The sequence below is a fragment of the Bradyrhizobium valentinum genome, assembly GCF_001440405.1.
In the GTDB taxonomy this organism is placed as follows: domain Bacteria; phylum Pseudomonadota; class Alphaproteobacteria; order Rhizobiales; family Xanthobacteraceae; genus Bradyrhizobium; species Bradyrhizobium valentinum.
In genome coordinates, this window is record NZ_LLXX01000148.1 from 58,423 (window position 1) to 78,719 (window position 20,297).

At 61.4% G+C, this 20,297-nt stretch carries 17 protein-coding genes; 12 read left to right on the forward strand and 5 right to left on the reverse strand.

Going from position 1 to position 20,297, the window contains the following annotated elements:
* Both CP49_RS47870 and murI read left to right on the forward strand, forming a co-directional pair.
* On the forward strand, positions 1-221 hold a 221-nt coding region (locus CP49_RS47870), incomplete at its 5' end, for a Rid family hydrolase (protein ID WP_245310873.1).
* Between the two features lie 251 nt (positions 222-472).
* Positions 473-1,261, forward strand: coding sequence for a glutamate racemase (murI, locus tag CP49_RS26410; RefSeq protein WP_057853093.1), 789 nt, complete (start codon positions 473-475; stop codon positions 1,259-1,261).
* 46 nt (positions 1,262-1,307) lie between these two features.
* On the opposite strand, the gene CP49_RS26415 is transcribed toward murI, so the two are convergent.
* From CP49_RS26415 to CP49_RS26430, 4 genes are all read right to left on the reverse strand, one after another.
* Positions 1,308-1,775, reverse strand: coding sequence for a GlcG/HbpS family heme-binding protein (locus tag CP49_RS26415; protein ID WP_063791780.1), 468 nt, complete (start codon positions 1,773-1,775; stop codon positions 1,308-1,310).
* A gap of 82 nt (positions 1,776-1,857) precedes the next feature.
* Complete coding sequence (locus tag CP49_RS26420; RefSeq protein WP_057853094.1) at positions 1,858-2,613, reverse strand: ThuA domain-containing protein; 756 nt, start codon at positions 2,611-2,613, stop codon at positions 1,858-1,860.
* 32 nt (positions 2,614-2,645) lie between these two features.
* Entirely contained in the window at positions 2,646-5,801 is a 3,156-nt protein-coding gene (locus tag CP49_RS26425) for an ATP-binding protein (protein WP_197423240.1), read from the reverse strand.
* Between the two features lie 240 nt (positions 5,802-6,041).
* Positions 6,042-7,406, reverse strand: a complete 1,365-nt coding sequence (locus CP49_RS26430; protein ID WP_197423241.1) for an FAD-binding protein — start codon at positions 7,404-7,406, stop codon at positions 6,042-6,044.
* 726 nt (positions 7,407-8,132) lie between these two features.
* Between CP49_RS26430 and CP49_RS26435 the strand changes: the two genes are divergently transcribed.
* The 9 genes from CP49_RS26435 (at position 8,133) to CP49_RS26475 (ending at position 16,745) form a co-directional block, all read left to right on the forward strand.
* Positions 8,133-9,947, forward strand: coding sequence for a peroxidase family protein (locus CP49_RS26435; protein WP_057853097.1), 1,815 nt, complete (start codon positions 8,133-8,135; stop codon positions 9,945-9,947).
* Positions 9,948-10,019: 72 nt separating this feature from the next.
* The gene (locus CP49_RS26440) at positions 10,020-10,853 is read left to right on the forward strand and encodes a hypothetical protein (RefSeq protein ID WP_156438676.1); all 834 of its coding nucleotides are present in this window, start codon (positions 10,020-10,022) and stop codon (positions 10,851-10,853) included.
* A gap of 200 nt (positions 10,854-11,053) precedes the next feature.
* Positions 11,054-11,833 (forward strand): HpcH/HpaI aldolase family protein, encoded by a 780-nt coding sequence (locus tag CP49_RS26445; protein ID WP_245310874.1) that lies wholly within the window; start codon positions 11,054-11,056, stop codon positions 11,831-11,833.
* A gap of 198 nt (positions 11,834-12,031) precedes the next feature.
* Positions 12,032-12,811 (forward strand): hypothetical protein, encoded by a 780-nt coding sequence (locus CP49_RS26450; protein ID WP_057853100.1) that lies wholly within the window; start codon positions 12,032-12,034, stop codon positions 12,809-12,811.
* Between the two features lie 306 nt (positions 12,812-13,117).
* The gene (gene rpsD / locus CP49_RS26455) at positions 13,118-13,735 is read left to right on the forward strand and encodes a 30S ribosomal protein S4 (RefSeq protein ID WP_057853101.1); all 618 of its coding nucleotides are present in this window, start codon (positions 13,118-13,120) and stop codon (positions 13,733-13,735) included.
* An 82-nt stretch (positions 13,736-13,817) separates the two neighbouring features.
* The gene (locus CP49_RS26460; RefSeq protein WP_082646256.1) at positions 13,818-14,033 is read left to right on the forward strand and encodes a hypothetical protein; all 216 of its coding nucleotides are present in this window, start codon (positions 13,818-13,820) and stop codon (positions 14,031-14,033) included.
* A complete protein-coding gene (locus CP49_RS26465) occupies positions 14,026-14,322 on the forward strand; it encodes a type II toxin-antitoxin system RelE/ParE family toxin (protein ID WP_057853102.1) in 297 nt (98 codons plus the stop codon). The genes CP49_RS26460 and CP49_RS26465 overlap by 8 nt, the downstream gene beginning before the upstream one ends.
* A 166-nt stretch (positions 14,323-14,488) precedes the next feature.
* Positions 14,489-15,634 carry an alpha-hydroxy acid oxidase gene (locus CP49_RS26470; protein WP_057853103.1) on the forward strand — a complete coding sequence of 382 codons (1,146 nt, stop codon included), beginning with the start codon at positions 14,489-14,491 and terminating at the stop codon, positions 15,632-15,634.
* 43 nt (positions 15,635-15,677) lie between these two features.
* Positions 15,678-16,745 (forward strand): threonine aldolase family protein, encoded by a 1,068-nt coding sequence (locus CP49_RS26475; protein WP_057853104.1) that lies wholly within the window; start codon positions 15,678-15,680, stop codon positions 16,743-16,745.
* 249 nt (positions 16,746-16,994) lie between these two features.
* Here CP49_RS26475 and CP49_RS26480 read toward each other — a convergent pair whose 3' ends face one another.
* Positions 16,995-18,599, reverse strand: a complete 1,605-nt coding sequence (locus CP49_RS26480) for a glycoside hydrolase family 17 protein (RefSeq protein WP_245310877.1) — start codon at positions 18,597-18,599, stop codon at positions 16,995-16,997.
* A gap of 216 nt (positions 18,600-18,815) precedes the next feature.
* Here CP49_RS26480 and CP49_RS26485 point away from each other — a divergent pair, with 216 nt between their 5' ends.
* Positions 18,816-20,297 carry a GH1 family beta-glucosidase gene (locus CP49_RS26485; protein WP_057853106.1) on the forward strand — a complete coding sequence of 494 codons (1,482 nt, stop codon included), beginning with the start codon at positions 18,816-18,818 and terminating at the stop codon, positions 20,295-20,297.

A 20,297-nucleotide genomic window follows, 5' to 3' on the forward strand; every position in this document is an offset into this window, starting at 1 on the left:
TCTCGGCCGTGCTGAAGTCTGCCGGTTGCACATTTGATGACGTCGTTGACGTGACCACGTTCCATACCAATCCGGCCGCACAGTGGGAGGCGGTCAACGCAATTCGCATGAAGGAGATCGGTGAGCCGCCCTATCCGAACTGGACTGCGGTGGGCGTGAACTGGCTAGCGGGCTTCGATTTTGAAATCAAAGTCATTGCGCGACTTCCTCAGTCCACCTGATCGATTGGCGGCGAGCGTGCAAGGGACGAACGGCCGTCCGCCGTCTCAGGACACCCCATCTTCCATCGACTGCAAGGGCAGCGGACGAGCCTCCGCTTGTGTGTCCTGGGTGCCACCCCAGCAGTTTTCCGGCCTTGCCAAGCCGATTTAGATGGTTCCAAATTGTCGTGACCGCCGTCGACAAGCTGCATGACCCCGCCGGCATCCTGAAAGCAACCCAACGGTAACCGCAGATCGGCTAAGGTCGCAGCGTGTCAGCCTCGCCCAAAATTCTCGTCTTCGACTCCGGCCTTGGCGGCCTCACGGTCTTGCGCGAGATCGTCGGCGCCCGGCCCGACGCGCATTACGTCTATGTCGCCGACGACGCGTTCTTCCCCTACGGCCATCACGGCGAGGAAGAGATCATCGCCCGCGTGGTGCCGCTGGTCGGCGAGTTGATCGCACGCCACTCCCCCGTCCTGGTGGTGATTGCCTGCAACACCGCTTCCACGCTGGTGATGTCACATCTGCGCAGCGCCTATAGCGTGCCGTTCGTCGGCACCGTGCCCGCGATCAAGCCGGCCTGCGCCAGTTCGAAGACCAAACGCGTGTCGGTGCTTGGCACCAAGGGCACCGTCAGGCGCGAATACACCAAGCGCCTGATCAATGATTTCGCGCAGGGTTGCGAGGTGACGCTGGTGGGGTCGGCCGAACTCGCCTCGCTCGCCGAGTCCGCCCTCAACGGCAACGACGTGAGCGACGCGGATATCGCAGCCGAGCTTGCCCCCTGCTTTGTCGGAAATGGCGCTGTCCGTACCGACACCGTCGTGCTGGCCTGCACCCACTATCCGCTGCTGCTCGACCGGCTGACACGGCTCGCGCCGTGGCCGGTCGACTGGATCGATCCCGCGCCCGCCATCGCCCGGCGCGTGTCCGACCTGCTCGACTCTCCAGGCCGGGAAAGCGATCAGGCCGGGGCCGAGATGATCTTCACCTCGCAGCGGCCGCACGCGCTGAGCCGCGCGCTGATGCCGTTTTTCGGCGGGCGCGTGCTGGCGTAAGGCCGCCGGGCACGTCACGGTACGCTGTAATACAGGATCCAATTTCTCATGTAGTCCCGAGGCCGGCCTTGGCGCATTGCTCGTCCTGGTCGCCGGTGACGCCGCTCACCCCCACTCCGCCGGTGACTTTGCCGTCGACCATGATCGGCAATCCGCCCGGCGAGGCGAAGACACCGGGAAGCGTGGCGGTGGCCGGCGCGCCTTTGTTGATCGCCTCCATGAAAACGCGCGTCGGGCGCCGATAGGTCGCCGCAGACCTCGCCTTACCGACGGCGATGTCCATGCTGCCCGTCTGCGTGTTGTCCATGCGTTCGAAATACACCAGGAATCCGTGATTATCGACCACAGCGACAGCCACGTTCCATCCGTTCTTCTGGCATTCGGCGAGGACGCCGGCTGCGATCTTCTTCGCGCCCGCGGCATTGACCGCTGTGCCGTAGTCAGGACGCTTGTCCTGAGCAGATGCGCCGGTGGCAAGGGCGGCAAGTGCGGCAGCGACTAGTATTGTCCTCATCTTTGTCTCCTCCCTTAGGTTCATTGTGCAGGGGATCATACCGGGGCGGATGAAAACGTAAATCCTACTGGGTGGCCGACGCTTAGGGCGACCTTCGCATAGACCAGAGGATAGCGTTGGTGAGGAGCCGCTGGTAGCGGGAGTCCTGCCAGACTGACAGCTCGTGGCCTAGCGCCGTATAGAATACGCGTCCCTCGCCGTAAAGGCGGGTCCATGCGAGAGGCCAACCATAGAATCGTTGATGCACGCCGCTCTTGCCGAGGTCCACCGAGCCTGGGTCGAGGCGCAGAAGCACACTTGATCCACGATAGTCGAAGTCGCTGATCTGGTAGATCTCGTCCTCGATCTGGAATGAACTCCCGAGAAACGCCACCAGAGAATCGCTGGGATCAACCACCTTGATTGTCACGGCCTGATGCCAGGGATGACCATTGAAGTAGCCGCCGACCAGATCGAGATAGTCCGGCCATGTGTAGAATGTGTCGGTCGCGGAATGAACACCGATGAATCCGCGGCCTGAGCTCACAAAGTTGAGGAGAGCCATCCTTTGTGCGTCGCTCATCGGAAGTTCTCCGGATGTGAAGAACATCACCGCGGCGTAGCGCTCGAGGTTTTCGGCCGAAAGCTCAGACGTGTCCTCCGTTGCAGTGACTTCAAAGATACCCGAATTGCTTCCGAGCTGAGTCAGGATTGCCTTGGAAAGCGGTATGACTTGATGCCGATAGCCGGCCGAGTAAGTGAAATAGAGGACGCGCTCTTTCGGGCGCTGCGCATGCGCGCCGAGTGGTCGCGCTGCCGCCGCGCCGCCAAGGAGCGCGATGAATTCACGTCGCCTCACAATCCACTCCGCGAAACCCGAGCAAAGCGCTGTCAGCCCCGAGATCCTCCTTGGAGGGAGCGCAATAACACTTTCGCATCTGAGCGATCACCACGGTCTGGCTGATCGACGAAGAATTGCAACTCATGTTGCAGCAACGTGCGTGCACATTCGGTCTGGCCCTTGGCAGTAAGAAGGCCGGCAAGACCGCGTGCCGCACGCAAGGCAAATCCTCGTTGGCCGCGCTGGTGGGCGAGCGCCAGCGCTTGCTCGAAGTACTTTTCAGCGAGTGCCGCGTCATTGATTTGCTCGTGGAGGGCAAGCCGCCCTTCGATACGAAGGCACTCGACTTCGTACCAGTAGTTACCGCCACGCGCGAAGACGCCTCGCGCCTGCTCGAGACAAAGTCGGGCTTCCGCCAGCTTGTCGGTGCGAACATATGCCTCAGCGAGCCAGCAAAGGCAGGTGGGCAGCCAGTAGCCAAGGTGCGCGTTCTGAAAGGATGCGCGCAGCTTCTCCAGCGTGTCGATGCCCTCCACCAGGCGGCCGGATTCAATCTCGGACCAGCCGAGAAACGATCGCGCCACCAGGATCCACAGCGGTAGCTCCCGTTCGATTGCGCCCGCAAGCAGCCGCTGTGCGAGCGTCTGCACCATCCGTGCGTCCCGCTCCAGTGTGTACAGCATGCAGACGTGAGCGCAGGCGTAGCCGAAGGTATGAGCGTGCGACAATTGGTCTGCATATTCGAGCGCGTTTCGCCCGTGTGCGACCGCTTCGCTAACCCGGCCCAGCAGCCAGCAGGTAATGCACAGATTGGATAGGCTCGTGACCTGCACATCCGTCCCGTATATGACGGCCGTCGCATGGTCGGCGGTTGCATCGTAGAGTTTGGTTGCCCGCTCGAGATGATCGCCTGCCTTTTCAGTCTCGCCGTCAAGTAGCGACGTGCCGAGCAACCGGTGGCCGACCATTCGATCGGCTCTGGTTCCTTTCAGCTCGGCGAGCGTCAGAAAGTCTCGCGCCAGCGCGCCGGCCTCCCGCACATCGCTTGCAACTCGTAGGTACGACCACCGCGCGTACAGCGCCGGAAAGATACGCGGATCGTTGTCCAAAGCGCGGCAGAGCTCGATGGCGCGGCTGCTCACATTGGCAACCGCGTCGGCGCCCCATCCCTGTAGCGCGATCGTCGGTCCGATCAGGGCAATCTGGGCGTTCAGCTCCAGATTGTCCCGTTCAAGTCCAGCAGGGAGTTTTCTGATCTCCTCCCGCGCTGTGTTAAGTTGTGCGATAGCCTCCAGGTTTGCCGAGCGCTCAGCCGCCAGCTTTGCCGCTTTGAGCCACATCTGCGCCGCTCGCGAGGTGCGGCCGGCCTCCGACAGGTGCTGCGCGAGGTAGTCGGGTTCTCTGTTGGCGATCTCCGGCAGCTGGAATTCGATCTCCTCGGCGACGCGGGCGTGCAGCTCTCGTCTCTGCCGCTTGAGGAGCGAATAGTAGGCTACGTCCCGCACCAGAGCATGCTTGAAGGAGTAAACCTTTTCGTCGTCATTGCGCTCGAGCCCTATCAGTCCGGACGCGCGCAGCCGCTCGATGGCGGGTTCAAGGGTTTTGTGGTGCTCGCTCGCAACGGCCGCCAGAAGTCGATGCGAAAAACTGCGCCCGATCGTCGACGCGAGCTGAGCGATCGCCTTGGCATCGCCCAGCCGCTCGAGACGGAGCATCAGGGAGTCGTAGAGAGCCGATGGCACTTCGGCCGGCCCACCGGCGACGACCCTGCTTCTGGCGCCCGGATCGACCTGGCCGGTTTCGAGGGCCGCCGCCGCCAACTCTTCTACGAACAAGGGCACGCCGTCCGATCGCGCGACGATCTGCTGGATCAATTGGCTCGGCAGCTTGTCGCGGACGACGGAGCCGGCGAGATCACGGCAGTCGTCGTCGTCAAGGCGCTGAAGCAGTATGCGCCGGACCATCAGCGAAGCGCTGCGAATGCCAGCCGCCCGGCTGGTGATCACGAGCAGAATCGGGACGTTGCTGATCTGGCCCGCTATACGCTCGATGATTTCGATCGTCGATGGATCGGTCCAGTGAAAATCCTCGACCAGTATCAGGCCCGCTTCGCCGCGGGCGTGCGACGTCAACAGCTGCACAACCGCATCGCGTGTCTTCCGACGCCGCTCCTGCGCATCGCGAACTGTCGCGCTCAATGCGCCATGCATAGGCAAGCCAAGCAATTGACCGATGAGCACATACTGCTCCTCGTCGCCTGCAGGCGTTGTGGCAAGGAATTCACGCAGACGCGCCGAATTGGCTTTGGCGCCTTCATCCTTGCGAATACCTATGCGTTGCTCGAGGCTCCTTACGATCGGGTACAGCGGCGTATTCTGGTGCTGAGCTGAGGCTTGGACCGCTATAATCGAGTCGTCGGGCAGCCCGGTTTTGTCAATCAGCTCCAGTGCCAAGCGCGATTTGCCGATTCCGGGCTCACCGGTGATCTCCACTGTGTGTCCGCGTCCGGTCTTCGCTAGCTCCCACGCTTCTAGCAACTGGCCGATTTCGGCAACCCGGTTGACCAGGGGCAAGGCATTGCGGTGGCGTGCGCGATGCGCCATGTTGTCTTCCAACGCCTCTCCCAAGACGAGGAAGACGTCAATTTTCCGCGACAGTCCCTTGAGCGCGTGCATGCCGAGCGGTCGCAAGGAGAATTTTCCGCGTAGCAGACGCTTGGTCTCACCGCTGATCACCAGCGAATTGGGCTCGCCGATTTCCTGCAACCGGAATGCGATGTTGGGCGTATCGCCGACGATCTCCGTCGCGTCGTGCACATGGCCCGGCCCCGCTTTGCCGATCACTGCAACGCCCGTGTGCAAACCGATCCGAACACGGAGCGGTTCCTGGATCATCGCCTTCGAGCGCTCGCTAAGCCCTTGAATGCCCCGCAATAGCAGCAGGCCAGCGCGTACCGCGCTCTCGGCCTCGTTCTCCGACGCCAGGGGATATCCAAACTCGGCACGAATGCCATCACCGACGTAGTTGACGACAACGCCCCCGGAAGCATTGATGCACTGGGAGCTGATCGCCTGGAATTCCAGCAGTATTTCTCTGAGGTCCTCAATATCGCAGCGCTCAGAAAGGCCGGTTGAATCAACTACGTCGCAGAACAGAACGGTGACCTGACGGCGTTCGGTTGTTCTTTCGTGAAGGTCGTCCATCATCATTCATCCGGGAATTCTGACGATGTTTCGTGGACCGATTGAGCTTTGCTTCTTCTTCCCTACGAGCTTAAGATCCTTCTTGCCGATCTGCTCCGGCCCATCCAATGAAACCTGGTCTGCGACGCTTCAGGCGACCAATCGACAGCCAGCCACACCAGTCTCAGTTACTCCAGACTAGGCTTCCAGCTCAGGCGCCACAAGCGCTTCCCTTGCCATCGGGTAGCCTCCAAGCCAGCCCTCTCACCCGCTCAGCAGGTCCGCAAAGAATGGATTTAGCATCCGCCGTTGCGGATCCGCTTCTTTGACTCGCGCAGAGAACTCCTTCCATCTCGCTCCATAGGCTGCTTCGACATGCCGCCTCTCAACGAACGGGCTCTGGTTGAGCAAGGGAATTCCGTTCCGCTTGTACGCGAACTCATTGAATTCCTTTAAAAATTTGTCCCAAGCCGGCTTATCCGTGTAAGCGTGTATCGGGTCGATCGAGAAGATGTCTCCGTCGTGCGAGTAGGACAGAATCGAGTGAGTGTCCTTCCGGATGAAGTATGAGCCAAGCGGCATGTTGCAGCGAAAGTCGTATTTCTCGAAATGCTTCTCACTGAACTCCACATATTCGCGCAGCGTGCCCAGCCATTGACTGCGCGGGAACGCCCAGAATGTGAATGCATATTTTGCAGACGGCCGGGTTCTGCTGTAGTCGATCGTCTTGTCGGGATTATACAAGGTCGCCCCACCCACCAGGTGCAACGTCGACATCAGCAGCTTGCTGCTAGCAAACCAGGCATCCATGGATGCATTCCTGAGCGGCTTGGTCGGGATGCGGCGGTCAATGAACCGGCCCACACGGGCCTCGATGTGATTCCACAGTTTGCGCCGACTGGCTGCGAATAGCGACCCGAACGGTCCAACCTTGTCAACCTGCTTGCGCGTCTGGAAGTGAGCTCTTCTGCCGACCGTCCAGCAGATCAAGCCTTTCGACGCATCGATGATGCTATCAACCTCCTTCTCGGTCAGATCTTCGATCGGGCGCGGCAGATAGCTGAACTGGATCGCTTCCAGCGGCTTGATACGAAACGTGACCTCGTAGATGACCCCACATAGGCCGTAACTCGAGCGCATGAAGCGCAGGAGATCGGGCTCATTCGCCTCCGACGCTTGCGCCAGCTCACCGCTGGGCGTCACCCATTTGATCCCTATGACGTATGATCCGACCTGCCCGAACTCGCCCCCATCCAAGCCATCCTTCGTATGGCAGCAAGCCGCGGCACCGAGGGTCATATTCCCGATTTCGATGTTGGTCACGAATTGGAGGTTCTGCGCGCGCAGCGTCCACGATGCTTCGATGAACTGAAGCCCCGCCTCGGCCGTGAACGTCATTCTCTCCCGATCGATCTTAACGATCCGCTTCATGCCGGACATGTCGATGATCGTTCCGTCCGAAGATGCGCACGGCGTCAGAGAATGATAGCTACCCATCGCCCGGACCGGGCCAGGGTAGCGGCCGGTATCTCTCAGGATCGATTGAATCTCGCCAACGGTGCCGGGATACACCAGTTGCGCGGGAGAGGCTGTGATCCCGCCATCGTAATTCCGAACCATGTTTTTCATCTGTCTCTCCCCCATGAGCACCCCTGGCGGGCGAAACTATGTAGACCGGATCTTTCCAGCTCTACCCACGTTGGGATCGAGCATCGGCTCGGTTACTACGCGATCGAAGCCCGTTGCCGCACAGCTCCGCCGCTCAAACGCGAAATCAGGCTCGTCGGCCAACGCAGGCTGTAATTCCATTGCATACTACCCGAGCATCCATTTAGCCGACAGGGGAATTGCCGAGTTCGTGCCGATCGGACGTCGGGGTGTGCCTGCAAGCCGTGGGTATTGGGTCGAAAGATCAGGCATGAGCGAAATAAACGGTCCGCTCGGCCTGCTTCGTTGTCCAACAAGTGCTCACCGAACGTCGTAGCGTACGCTATTCAGCGACTTCGCGAGGAGCTGAGCCTCTATGCGAAACGTTCTCCTCGGGGCAAAGGCGATTCACATCTCATCGTGCAATCCCTGCCATATACCGTCGACAGCAATTCCCAGCAAAAGCCCGCACCAAATCGACGTGAGCTTTACTCGTCTGCGATCGGCTCCAATGTGAAGCATTTCACACTTGCCGTAAGATTCTTGAGCGGCCGGCGTCGCAGAGCTCGCAAACCATGCGAGTTTGGGATAGCCAATCTGCGAGCCCGTTTGGCAGAGGGACGTTTTAGTGATAGTAGATCTAGTGATAATAGATTGCAGTTAGTTGAAGCCGAAAATTGATTTCAGACGTTTGTCTTTGGAGCACAAATGTCACGCCGAAACGACGGCTTTGAATTCCATGGTGGCCTGCTGCAGCGATTCCTGGATTTTGTTTATCGGGCCATCAACTTAATTGAAAGATGGGATCGACTGCCAACCTGGCTAGCGGCCCTCAATCTTGGCGTGCTCCGCGACAGGCTGCGGGCGCACAACCTCTACCATACCGGTTACGGTATCGGGGCATCGGGTGACTGGAGCGCGGGCAGAGAGCGCTGGCGTTCGCCCGATGGCTCGTTCAACAGCCTCCATCATCCGCGCATGGGCATGGCGGGGGCCCGGTTCGGCCGCAACTTCCCGCTGAGCGAATGCGTGCCCGACAGCGGCGACGAACTGCTCGATCCCAGCCCGCGAGTGATATCGCAAGAATTGCTGGCGCGCCGCACTTTTATTCCCGAGAGAAAACTCAATCTGCTGGCCGCCGCCTGGATTCAATTCGAAACACACGATTGGTTCAGCCACGGGGTCCCCGAGCCGGGCAATGAGTTCAAAATCCCGCTGCAGCCGCACGACGATTGGCCCGAGCCCGAGCGGGTCGACGGCTGCATGCAGATCCGTCGCACCCTCGCGGATACGACGCCACGCGAAACATGGCTCGGCGCCACCCCGACATTCCGGAACACCACTTCCCACTGGTGGGACGCCGCACAGATCTACGGCAGCAATCATGCAAGGCAGGCGGATATCCGTTCCGGCACGGACGGGAAGATCGCGATCGGCCCCGACGGCTTGCTTCCGGAGGACCCGGCACATCCCGGCATTGATCTCACCGGTTTCAATGACAATTGGTGGGTTGGGCTCAGCCTGCTGCACAATCTTTTCGTCCGCGAGCACAATGTGCTCTGCGACGCCTTGAAGGCGCGCTATCCGGGCTGGTGCGACGAGGAGCTGTTCCAGCGAGCGCGCCTGATCAACGCGGCCCTGATTGCCAAGATACAAACGATCGAATGGACACCGGGCATCCTCGCGCATCCGGCGCTGGACGTCGCCATGCATGCCAATTGGTCGGGTGTGCCGAACCATGTGATCCGTGCGGCGTTCGGCAAGAACAGTGAGGCCGCCTGCGGCATCCTGGGCTCACCGACGGACCAGCATAGCGCGCCCTACGCCCTGACCGAGGAGTTCACCTCCGTATATCGCCTCCACCCGCTCATCCCGGACGAGATGAACGTGCGGCGGCTCGACACCGGAGGGCAAGTGCCCTGTGAACTAGTCAACATGCAAGGCGGCTCCACGCGTCGCTTCATGGAGGAACACGGCTTCACAAACCTGCTCTACTCCTTCGGCACCAATCACCCGGGCGCCATTCGCCTCCATAATCATCCCAATTTCCTGCGCCGGTTCAAAAAGGACGGCCAGCCGCTTCTAGACGTGGCCGCGATCGACATCATGCGCGACCGCGAGCGCGGTGTTCCGCGCTACAATCGCTTCCGCGAACTTGTCGGCAAGCGACGCGTCAGGACATTCGAGGAAATCACCAGCATCTCCGGCGCGGCCGACCAGATGCGCAAGATCTACAAGAATGTCGACCGGGTTGACCTTCTTGTTGGGCTGCTGGCGGAAGATCCTCCGAATGGCTTCGGCTTCAGCGACACCGCCTTCCGCATCTTCATCCTGATGGCATCGCGGCGGCTCAAGAGCGATCGCTTCTTTACCGACGACTATCGACCCGAAATCTACACCGACTTCGGCCTGGATTGGATCAATAACAATGGCATGAAATCCGTGCTGTTGCGGCATGTGCCGCAACTCGGCCCGGCGCTCGAAGGCGTCAAAAACTGCTTTGCCCCCTGGAACGTGCTTTGAGGTTTTGCTGTGGCCTGCACCATCACCATTCCGGGCATCATCCGTCTGGTCCTTGTCAAGAAGCCGGACGAGATGGTCGCCGTCAACGATGCAAGCATGGTCGGGCGCTCATTGTCCGGCCGTGGCGGTGTGATGAACCGCTGGATCGCCGCGAAGCTCGCGGTTTTCCGCGCGCCGGACGGAGACATCTGGCCGGCATTCCGCGATCAGCTCGATCCGTTACGCGCGGCGCGCCAGGCGGCGCTCGAGGTCGCGCTTTCCAATGTCGGGCCGTTGCTGCAACGGATCGCACCCGAAATCGTGGAGCTCGGCAGCTATGTTCGCAACGGGGTAGCGCGTCGCAACACGGGCGTCATCGTTCAACAAGCGGTGGGCCGTCTGTTCTTTACCGATTACGCCGCAAGCGAGGAATCCTATGAGGCCGCGCGCACACTGCAGACCTGGTTGTCTGCCTGGCCGCTGCGCGCGTACCGGATCAGGCGCAGCGGCGCGCTGCAGGCCTCGCTGGACCGGATCATGGACTTATCGCGCGGCGATATGGCTTGCGCGCACGCCACGGCACTTGCCATGGAAAACCTCGTGAAGTCTGTCGAGCTGATGCGCAGGCTGGCGCGCCACGGCGACAATCTGGCGAAGATCGAACCGCAGGATGCGTTAGCGCACAGCTTGCGCGCGCCAGTGCGCGTGGTCCGCGAGGCGCGCGATGAAGTTCGCGCCGGCCCGGTTTGGCTGCCGTCCCGGTCGCTGGTGCTGCTGGCGGTGGAAAGCGCCCGCCGCCAACACCCGGTGCCAAGCTTCGCCTTCTTTGCCAGCGCTTGGAATCGCTGTCCCGCGCACAGCATTGTCCCCGCTTTGCTTGCCGGCGTCTGGCAGGCAGCCAGGGCCGACACGAGAGGCCGCGCATGAACGATGCCGCGGTCTACCGGGACGGATGAAAAACGTCGATGCTTGAGCCGCGCCGCGCATTTGCGTTGCCCGCCTATGGACACCCAATCGTGGCGCGGCGAACGTGCCGCGAAGAACAAATGTGGCTCGATGCGTCGTGAATTTGACCTTATGGTCCTCGCCGACCGATGACTCGGTCATTTCAGCAGGGAGTTTCCGCCTTGACCTCCGGCAAGCCTGCGCCGCTCAACCGTCTCCGCCAATTGTGGCGCGAGGGGCGCCCGACCTTCGGCGCGATCGCAACCATTCCCTCGATCCAGACCGTGCAGATCATGGGCCGGACCGGCATCGACTGGATCATCATCGATCTTGAACATGGACCGATCGATCTCGGCTCGGCGCATGCGATGATCACGGCCACCGCTGGCACGCCCTGCGTGCCGATGGTGCGGATTGCCGCCAACGAGCCTTGGCTTGCGAAAGCGCCGATGGACCTCGGCGCGCTCGGCATCAACTTTCCGATGATCTGCAGCCGTGCGGATGCCGAGAAGGCGGTGCGCAGTGTGCGCTATCCGCCGAAAGGCGACCGGCTGTGGGGCCCGTTTCACGCGCCGTTCCGCTGGGGCGTGTCGATGGCGGATTACATGGCAACCGCGGATGACGACATGATCTGCATGATCACCATCGAGCATGTCGAGGCGGTCAACCGCATCGACGAGATCATGGCCACGCCCGGCATCGACCTTGCCGTGATCGGCCCCGGCGACCTCGCCACCTCCATCAACAGGCGCGGCCTGCCCGACGATCCCGAGGTGCTGGAGCTGATGGCGCGCGCCGAAGCCGGCATCCTCAAGAGCGGCGTGCCGATCGGCGGCGTCGCGCGCACCGCCGAGCAGGCCAACCGGATGATCGCGCGCGGCTATGTCGCGCTGGCGCTCGGCTTCGACTGGTCGTTGTTCCAACGCGGCATCGCCGCGAGCTTTGAAGGGATCAAGCGATAGGTGCCGAGACGGCGGCAAACCCTTCAAAGTCCTTGGGGTTTACGTCGTCTTCGCGCGCGCTCTGGTGGTTAATTGGGCGATCCGGGTGCGAACCTTTTGGCGTCAAAACGCCTTGTTCGTGCTAGATGAGGGCTTGGCAGGCTGCCTAGGCAGCCTGCCGGCTTTCTGATTTGTCTATCGCGAAACTCGGGCGGAGCGATGCGCGGAACGGTTCGAAAAATCACGCTACCGCGCCGCCTGGTCGCCGACCTCATGCATGCGTCGATCCGCGTGCCCTTTGTTTCGCTGACGCGCCCCCTCACCATCCGCGGCCTGTTGGAGGCCCGGGGACAGGCTGCGCAGCGCCCAGGCTGGGCCGCGATCTTCGTCAAGGCATTCGCGCTGGTGGCGAAGGAAGAGCCGATCCTGCGTACCCTGTATGTCAAATGGCCGCTGCCGGCCTTCTATGAACTGCCGCGCAGCGTCGCGATGGTGGCGATCGCCCGGGTCGAACACGGCCAGGATTGCGTGCTGCCGCAAAAGGTCGCCGCCCCGGATGAAATGCCGCTGGCCGAGGTCGATGCGCTGATCCGGCACGCCAAGACGGCGCCGATTACCGAGGTGCCGGCGTTCCGGAAGATCCTGCGGACGACCCGGCTGCCGCTGCCGCTACGCCGGCTGTTCTGGGCGATCGGACTGAATTTCGGCCGCCAGCGGGCCAATTATTTCGGCAGTTTTGGGGTGACCTCGGTGGCCGCCTATGGAGCCGGCCAGCTCCATGCCATCAGCCCCGGGCCATTCATCCTGAGCTATGGGGTGGAAAAGCCCGACCAGACCATCGACGTCGTGCTGCGCTGGGATCACCGGATTTCCGATGCCGCCCCGATGGCCAGGGCGCTAAACCGGCTAGAACAGGTGCTGAACGGCGAAATTGCCGCTGAATTGCGCGCCAATCGGCAGCAAACCGAGCCCAAACCGGTCCGGGCGGTCGCGACCTGACGGCCTCTTGGCCGTCATTCCGGACCTTTGGCAGTCATTCCGGGGCGCACGAAGTGCGAACCCGGAATCTCGAGATTCCGGGTTCGCTTCGCGCCCCGGAATGACGGAGCCAAACCAGCCCTTTTCGTTGACAGAACCGCCGTTTCTCCTTAAGAACCCGCTTGCTCGCGGGCCGGTTTCGGCCCGCGTTGCGTTTCGCGACCCGTGGTCTTCCCCGAGCTTTCGAGGCGGACCTGTCGGCCCCGGCAATGCCGGTGCACAGGAGGGCGCGTTTCCTCAACACTCCAACTCTATGCAGAGGACGCGATGACAAAGCGCAGTGAGGCGAAATACAAGATCGATCGCCGTATGGGCCAGAATATCTGGGGCCGCCCCAAGAGCCCCGTGAACCGCCGTGAATACGGCCCCGGCCAGCACGGCCAGCGCCGCAAGGGCAAGCTGTCCGACTTCGGTGTGCAGCTCCGCGCCAAGCAGAAGCTGAAGGGCTATTACGCCAACATATCAGAACGCCAGTTCCACGGCATCTATGTCGAGGCCGGCCGGATGAAGGGCGACACCGGTGAAAACCTGATCGGCCTGCTGGAGCGCCGCCTCGACACCGTGGTCTATCGGGCCAAGTTCGTGGCGACGATGTTCGCCGCGCGCCAGTTCATCAACCACGGCCACATCAAGGTGAACGGCCGCCGCGTCAACATTTCGAGCTACAAGCTCAAGCCCGGCGACGTCGTCGAGATCAAGGAATCCTCCAAGCAGCTCACCCCGGTGCTGGAAGCAAGCCAGCTCGGCGAGCGCGACGTGCCCGACTTCATCGAAGCCGATCACTCCAAGATGACCGCGAAGTTCTCCCGCATCCCCGCGCTGTCGGACGTGCCCTTCGCCGTGCAGATGGAGCCGCATCTGATCGTCGAATTCTATTCGCGCTGATCGGTTTTCAGTTCCGAGATATCAAGGCCCCGGTTCTGCCGGGGCCTTTTTGTTTGCATCCAGTCCGTGTTACAATTCCCAGATGTCGCAGACGACCGACAAACCGACTCGCATCATGCCCTCGGCCGCACCGACCGAAGCCGAGCTTGCTGCCTGGGCTGACCTCCCCCGGGACGAGCAGGTGCGCCGCTATCAAGAGATGTTCAAGCATCCCGATTGTAACACTTTCACCACGGACACGTCCGACGACATTCTGACCGCTGCCCGAAAGCGAGTAGCTGCCCGTCGTCATGGCTGAGTACAGGCTTACGCAGCGGGCGCGGGCCGACCTGATCGACATCTACGATTTCACCGAAGGCAAATTTGGCGCCTATCAGGCCGAAGCCTACCATGCGGGTCTGGTCCGCTCTTTCGGGCTTCTCGCCGATTTCCCGCTCATCGGACAGACGATTGACGAACTGGCGGCGGGCTATCGACGATTCCGCTTTCAATCGCATCTGATCTTTTACACGGTGCAGCCTCACTACGTCGAAATTCGTGCCGTGGTCCACACCGCCCAAGACATCAGGCCGCAACTTTTCGAGTAGTCTCGGCGCTCTCGAACCAAACTGGGACCATCAAAGGCCACGGTTTTGCCGGGGCTTTCTTATCCGCAGTTAGCAATGCGCATGGTCCAAATGACGGCTTGCAAGTAGGATTCAGCCCAAGGTTCAGCCCAAGGGGGGCAGGGGTTGAACGGGTGCGGGGGACAACATGCGTTTGAGCGACTGTTACAACTTCCACGATTTCCGCAAACTGGCTCAACAACGGTTGCCTGGTCCGATCTTTGACTACATCGATGGTGCGGCTGACGACGAGGCAACGCTTCGCCGGAATACCGCAAGCTTCGAGCGCTGCGATCTGGTGCCCAACGTCCTGCGCGGCGTGGAAACCATCGACATGTCGGTGACCGTCATGGGCCAGAAACTAGCCATGCCGCTCTACTGTTCGCCGACCGCGCTGCAGCGTCTGTTCCACCATACCGGCGAACGCGCGGTGGCCGCCGCGGCCGCGAAATACGGCACGATGTTCGGCGTATCCTCGCTCGGCACGGTGAGTCTTGAGGAACTGCGCAAGGCGTACGATACGCCGCAGGTCTATCAGTTCTATTTTCACCGGGATCGCGGACTCAACCGCGCCATGATGCAACGCGCGAAGGAAGCCGGCGTCGAGGTCATGATGCTGACGGTGGACAGCATCACCGGCGGCAACCGGGAACGCGACCTGCGCACAGGGTTTTCGATTCCCTTCAAGCTGACGCTGGCCGGAATGTACCAGTTCGCGATCAAGCCGATGTGGGGCATCAACTACGTCACGCATGAGGGCTTCAAACTGCCTCAGCTCGACCGGCACGTTGACATGAGCGGCGGCGCCATGTCGATCGGCCACTATTTCACCGAAATGCTTGACCCCTCGATGAATTGGGACGACGTGGCCGAAATGGTGCAGCTATGGAACGGACAATTCTGCCTGAAGGGCATCATGTCGGTGGCCGATGCCAGACGCGCCGTTCAAATTGGGTGCACCGGAATCGTGCTATCCAACCACGGCGGTCGGCAGCTCGACGGTTCGCGCGCGCCGTTCGACCAGCTTGCTGAAATCGTGGACGCCGTGGGCGACCAGATCGACGTGATCATGGACGGGGGAATCCAGCGTGGAACCCACGTCCTGAAAGCGCTGTCGCTCGGAGCCAAAGCTGTTGGCGTTGGACGCTTCTATCTTTATCCTCTCGCCGCGGCCGGTCAGGCCGGCGTTGAGCGCGCCCTCGGCCTGATGCGGGCCGAGATCGAGCGAGGAATGAAGCTGATGGGGTGCAGATCAATCGACCAGTTGTCACGCGAAAACCTGCGCTTCAGATAATTCCTTCTTCCCCTCATCACGTTGCAAATATCGAGAGCCCTTCATGCACTACACCCCTACCCCCCGCGATCCCAAGGCTGACCCCATCCGCATCAATCTGCTGTCGGACACGCAGACGCGGCCGACGCCTGCAATGCGCGAGGCGATGGCGCGGGCTGAAGTGGGCGACGAACAGATTGGCGACGACCCGACGGTGAACCTGCTGTGCGAGCGTGTCGCTGACCTGCTCGGCAAGGAAGCCGCCGTGTTCATGCCGTCGGGCACCATGTGCAACGTTGCCGCGACGCTCGCCCATTGCCGGCCGGGTGATGAAATTCTGGCGCATGCCAGCGCGCACATCATCGCCCGCGAAGGCGGCGCGCATGCAGCCCTCGGCGGATTCCAGATCATGCCGCTGCCGGGCGACGACGGACAATTCGCGCCCGAAACATTCCGCGCCGCGCTGCATCCGCGCTCGCGCTACCAGCCGCCGCAGACCGTCGTCAGTGTCGAGCAGACCGCCAATATCGGTGGCGGCACGATCTGGAAGAAGGCGGCGCTCGATGAAGTGGTAGCGATCGCCAAGGCGCACGGGCTCATTACCCACATGGATGGCGCGCGGCTGCTAAACGCCTGCATCGCGACCGGGATATCGGCGAAAGATATGGCCGCGGGATGGGATTCGGCCTGGATCGATTTCTCAAAAGGCCTCGGCGCGCCGATCGGCGGCGTGATTGCCGGTTCGCGCGCCTTCATCGACGACGTCTGGCGCTGGAAGCAGCGCCTCGGCGGATCGATGCGGCAGGCCGGCATCTGCGCCGCAGCCTGCGTCTACGCGCTCGACCATCACGTCGACCGCCTCGCCGACGACCACGCCAACGCGCGGGCGCTGGCGCGGGGGCTGTCGCAGATCGACGGCGTCGAGGTGCAGCAGCCCGAGACCAATCTCGTGTTCTTCAAGCCGGATGGAGCCGGCGTCGCCGGCGATAAAATGGTCGATGCCTTGCGCAAGCGCGGCGTTCTGCTTGCCATGATGGACGGCCGCATTCGCGCCTGTACGCATCTCGACGTCAGCGCGGCGATGATCGAGGAAACGGTCGTTATCGTGCGCGAAATCGTACGCGGGGCGTGAGCTATCAGGGCGTCATTCCGATCCCGGTAAACCGTAGGTCTGTAACTACATGCGTCGTCCCTGCGAACGCAGGGACCCATACGCCGCGGCCTATCGGCAAAGGCGATGGTGTCAGTTGTCTTCGTAACAACTGGCATCGGTGGTTATGGGTCCCTGCGTTCGCAGGGACGACAATGACCACTGTGCCGATCAGCTAATGCTTCGCCGCGTTGTTCGCGGCGGCGTTGTTGAGCACGATCAGGCCATCGACTATCCGAGTTCAGACAACGCAGCAGTGCGCGCTCGCCACAGCGCACTGCCAAGCAGCAAGTATATCGCGCCGGTCCACATCGCCTGCCAGTTCTCGAACCCTTCGTTGAAGACGATATAGACCGCTGCCATGGCGAACAGTCCGGCAAACACGGCCTCAGACATTGGCCGCTCGCCGGATTTTGAACCGTTGAGAAAGGCCAATGTCCAGAACGGCACCGCGGCCATGGTCAGCGCGGCAAACGGGAAGTCGCGCCAGCGCGCGTCGAATATCAGACTGAGTGCGGTTTGCGCGGCAATGAGCGTCGTCACGATCAGCGTGACGCCCAGCATGTTGGCCATGAAAAATGGGGTCAGGCCCTTGGGCGGTCCCAACACTTCAAGAAACGACGGAAGCCCGCGCCCCGACATCAAGGCATAGGTGGACAGCAGCGGTGCAGCGGTGGCTGCGGCCAGCAGCAAGCCCTGAACCAGCCAACCGCCCAGCCCGTAGCTTTCGTGGAGCATCTTGTCGGCGCCCACGCCCAGCAAGATCCCGCCGATGGTCGCGGACACGGCGACCGCGAGCCACGATGCCAATGGCGGCAGCGACGGCCCGCGCCTCAGCGTGAACAAGGCTACCGCGAATACGCCGATGCAAAGAAACAGCCCGCTTCCCATCTGCAGCTTCCAGAACGGATAGTTGCTGATGGCCACCCCGGCCGGATATTTCAGCTTGCGCTCGGTCCCGTCGAACAGCCCCCAATAACCGCCCACCGTCCCTTCCCAGCGGCGCTTCCACGGCTCGTCATAGGCTTCGAACAGATTGACGCGAAAGTTGTCCCGCCTCGCCCGTTCGAGTATCTCGGAAATGAAACGCGCCTGATTGACGCGGGAAGCCAGCGCGCCGTCGCGCATCCGCCCATGGCTTGGCCAGCCGGTTTCGCCGATCAGGATCTCCTTGCCGGGAAAGGCTGCCGCCAACTGCTTGCGAATGTCATCCACATGTGCGGCTGCATCTTCGGCGCGCGGCGGAACGTCTTCCCAATAGGGCAGGAAATGGGCGGTGATGAAATCGACGTCCTCGCCCACTTCGCGGTAACGCAGCCAGAATTCCCAGACATCGGCATAGGTCACCGGCACGCTCACGCGCGGTTTGACTGAGCGGATAATCTGCCGCAGGTCGGATGCGGTCATCTCCCCACGCAGCAGCACTTCACTGCCGACGATCAGCGCCGTGACCGTGCCGGGATGATCCTTGACCAGCGAGACCGCGATGTCGGCGAGTTGGGCGTTCTTCGCGCGATCGCGTCCGATCCACACGCCGAGCAGGACCTTCAAGCCGACCCTCGACGCAAGCTCGGGCACCTTGTCCAGCCCGTTGTCGATGGAATAGGTGCGGATGCATTTGGAGACCTTGGCGAGTTCGCGTAAGTCCTCCGCGATCTGCTCCGGGCTGACGATGAGCGTCGGATCATGCGGCGTCTGATCGTTGCGGAACGGCGCGTAGGAAACGCACTCCAGCTTCGCGGCATCATCGATCGGCGCGCGCGTCAGCGCCACCGGCGTGGCCAGCCACCACCACGCCGCGGCAATGATGCCCAGCGATACAACGAAAAGCGCCAGCGGCGTGCGAATGCCGATCGGTCCTGCTCCCCCAAATCGGTTGAATGGATCAGCCTATTTAACGACGAGTGGCAGCCCTGTCGACCCGCCGATGCAGCCTGTTGCGCAATTGCACCGAAACACGGAAGCGGTGATACTAGACTTGCTGCAAACAAGAAGCATCAAGAGTGAGCCTTATTTTGCTCAAGATTGATCACGACTCGGCGAGTGAAAGTGATGCCATTCAAGAGATTTTCCCGGCGCCAATTTGGCAGAATTGCAGGCTGGTCGGCGCTTGCAACGTCGATGCTCTCGACCGGGCCCGGACTGGCCCAATTGGACGAAGCTACCGGAGCGCGAAATCGAAAAACCTCTTCCGGTTTTCCGAACGATTTTCTGTGGGGCACGGCGACCTCCGCCTATCAGGTCGAGGGCGCCGTGAACGAGGATGGTCGCGGTCCATCAATCTGGGACCGCTTTGCCCACACGCCCGGGACGATTGCCGATCACAGCAACGGAGATACCGCGACCAACCACTATCATCTGTACAAGGAAGACATCCAGTTGATGAAGGCGCTGGGCACCAAGGCCTATCGATTCTCGATCGCATGGCCTCGCGTCTTCCCGGAAGGAGCCGGCTCGCCAAATCCAAAGGGCCTTGATTTCTACAACCGCCTTGTCGACGAGTTGTTGGCGAACGACATCAAGCCGTTTGCGACGCTGTATCATTGGGATCTGCCGCAGGCGCTTCAGGACCGATTCGGCGGCTGGACCTCGCGCGATACGTCAAAGGCATTCGCGGATTACGCAGCCCACGTCACGGGGCGCCTAAGCGACCGCGTGAAGCACTTCTTCACCATCAACGAATGTTCCAGGCTCGTCCACCTCGGCCATGAGTTTGGCGCTGATGCGCCGGGACTCAAACTATCCCCATCGGACGTGAAGCAGGTCCGGCACAACGTCGCGCTGGGCCACGGTCTCGCGGTTCAGGCGATCCGGGCCAATGGGCTGGCTGGAATCAGGGTCGGTCCGGCGGAGAATGCCGTGAGCTGCATCCCGGCCATCGAAACGCCTGCGAACATCCGCGCAGCCGAGATCGCGACGCGAGAGCTCAATGCCGGCTATCTGACCGCGATACTCGAGGGAAAATACACTGATGCATATCTCGCGCAGGCCGGCAAAGATGCTCCAAAATACACCGCCGAAGATCTGCGCATCATCTCCTCCCCGATCGATTTTGTCGGGCTGAATGTTTACATGCCTGATCATTACGTCGTTGCTGCCGACAACGAACGCGGCTTCACGCTGGCGCCATTTCCCAAATCGTTCCCACACATGAAGGCGACCTGGCTCAGGCCCGGCCCCGAAACAATGTACTGGGTGCCGCGCCATGTGGCCAAGCTGTGGAACGTGACGTCGATCTACATCACCGAGAACGGCACGTCGGGGAGCGACCAGCCGGCCGCGGACGGAACCATCTACGACGTCGATCGCATCATGTATCTGCGCAATTATTTGACGCAGTTGCAGCGTGCCACGTCCGAGGGCGTGCCTGTGCTCGGATATTTTCTGTGGAGCCTGATGGACAATTTCGAATGGTCAGACGGATATGAACAGCGCTTCGGCCTCCACCACGTCGACTTCGAAACCAGGCGCCGCACGCCCAAGCTGAGCGCGTCATTCTATCGGGAGACGATCGCGCGAAACGCGGTGGCGTAA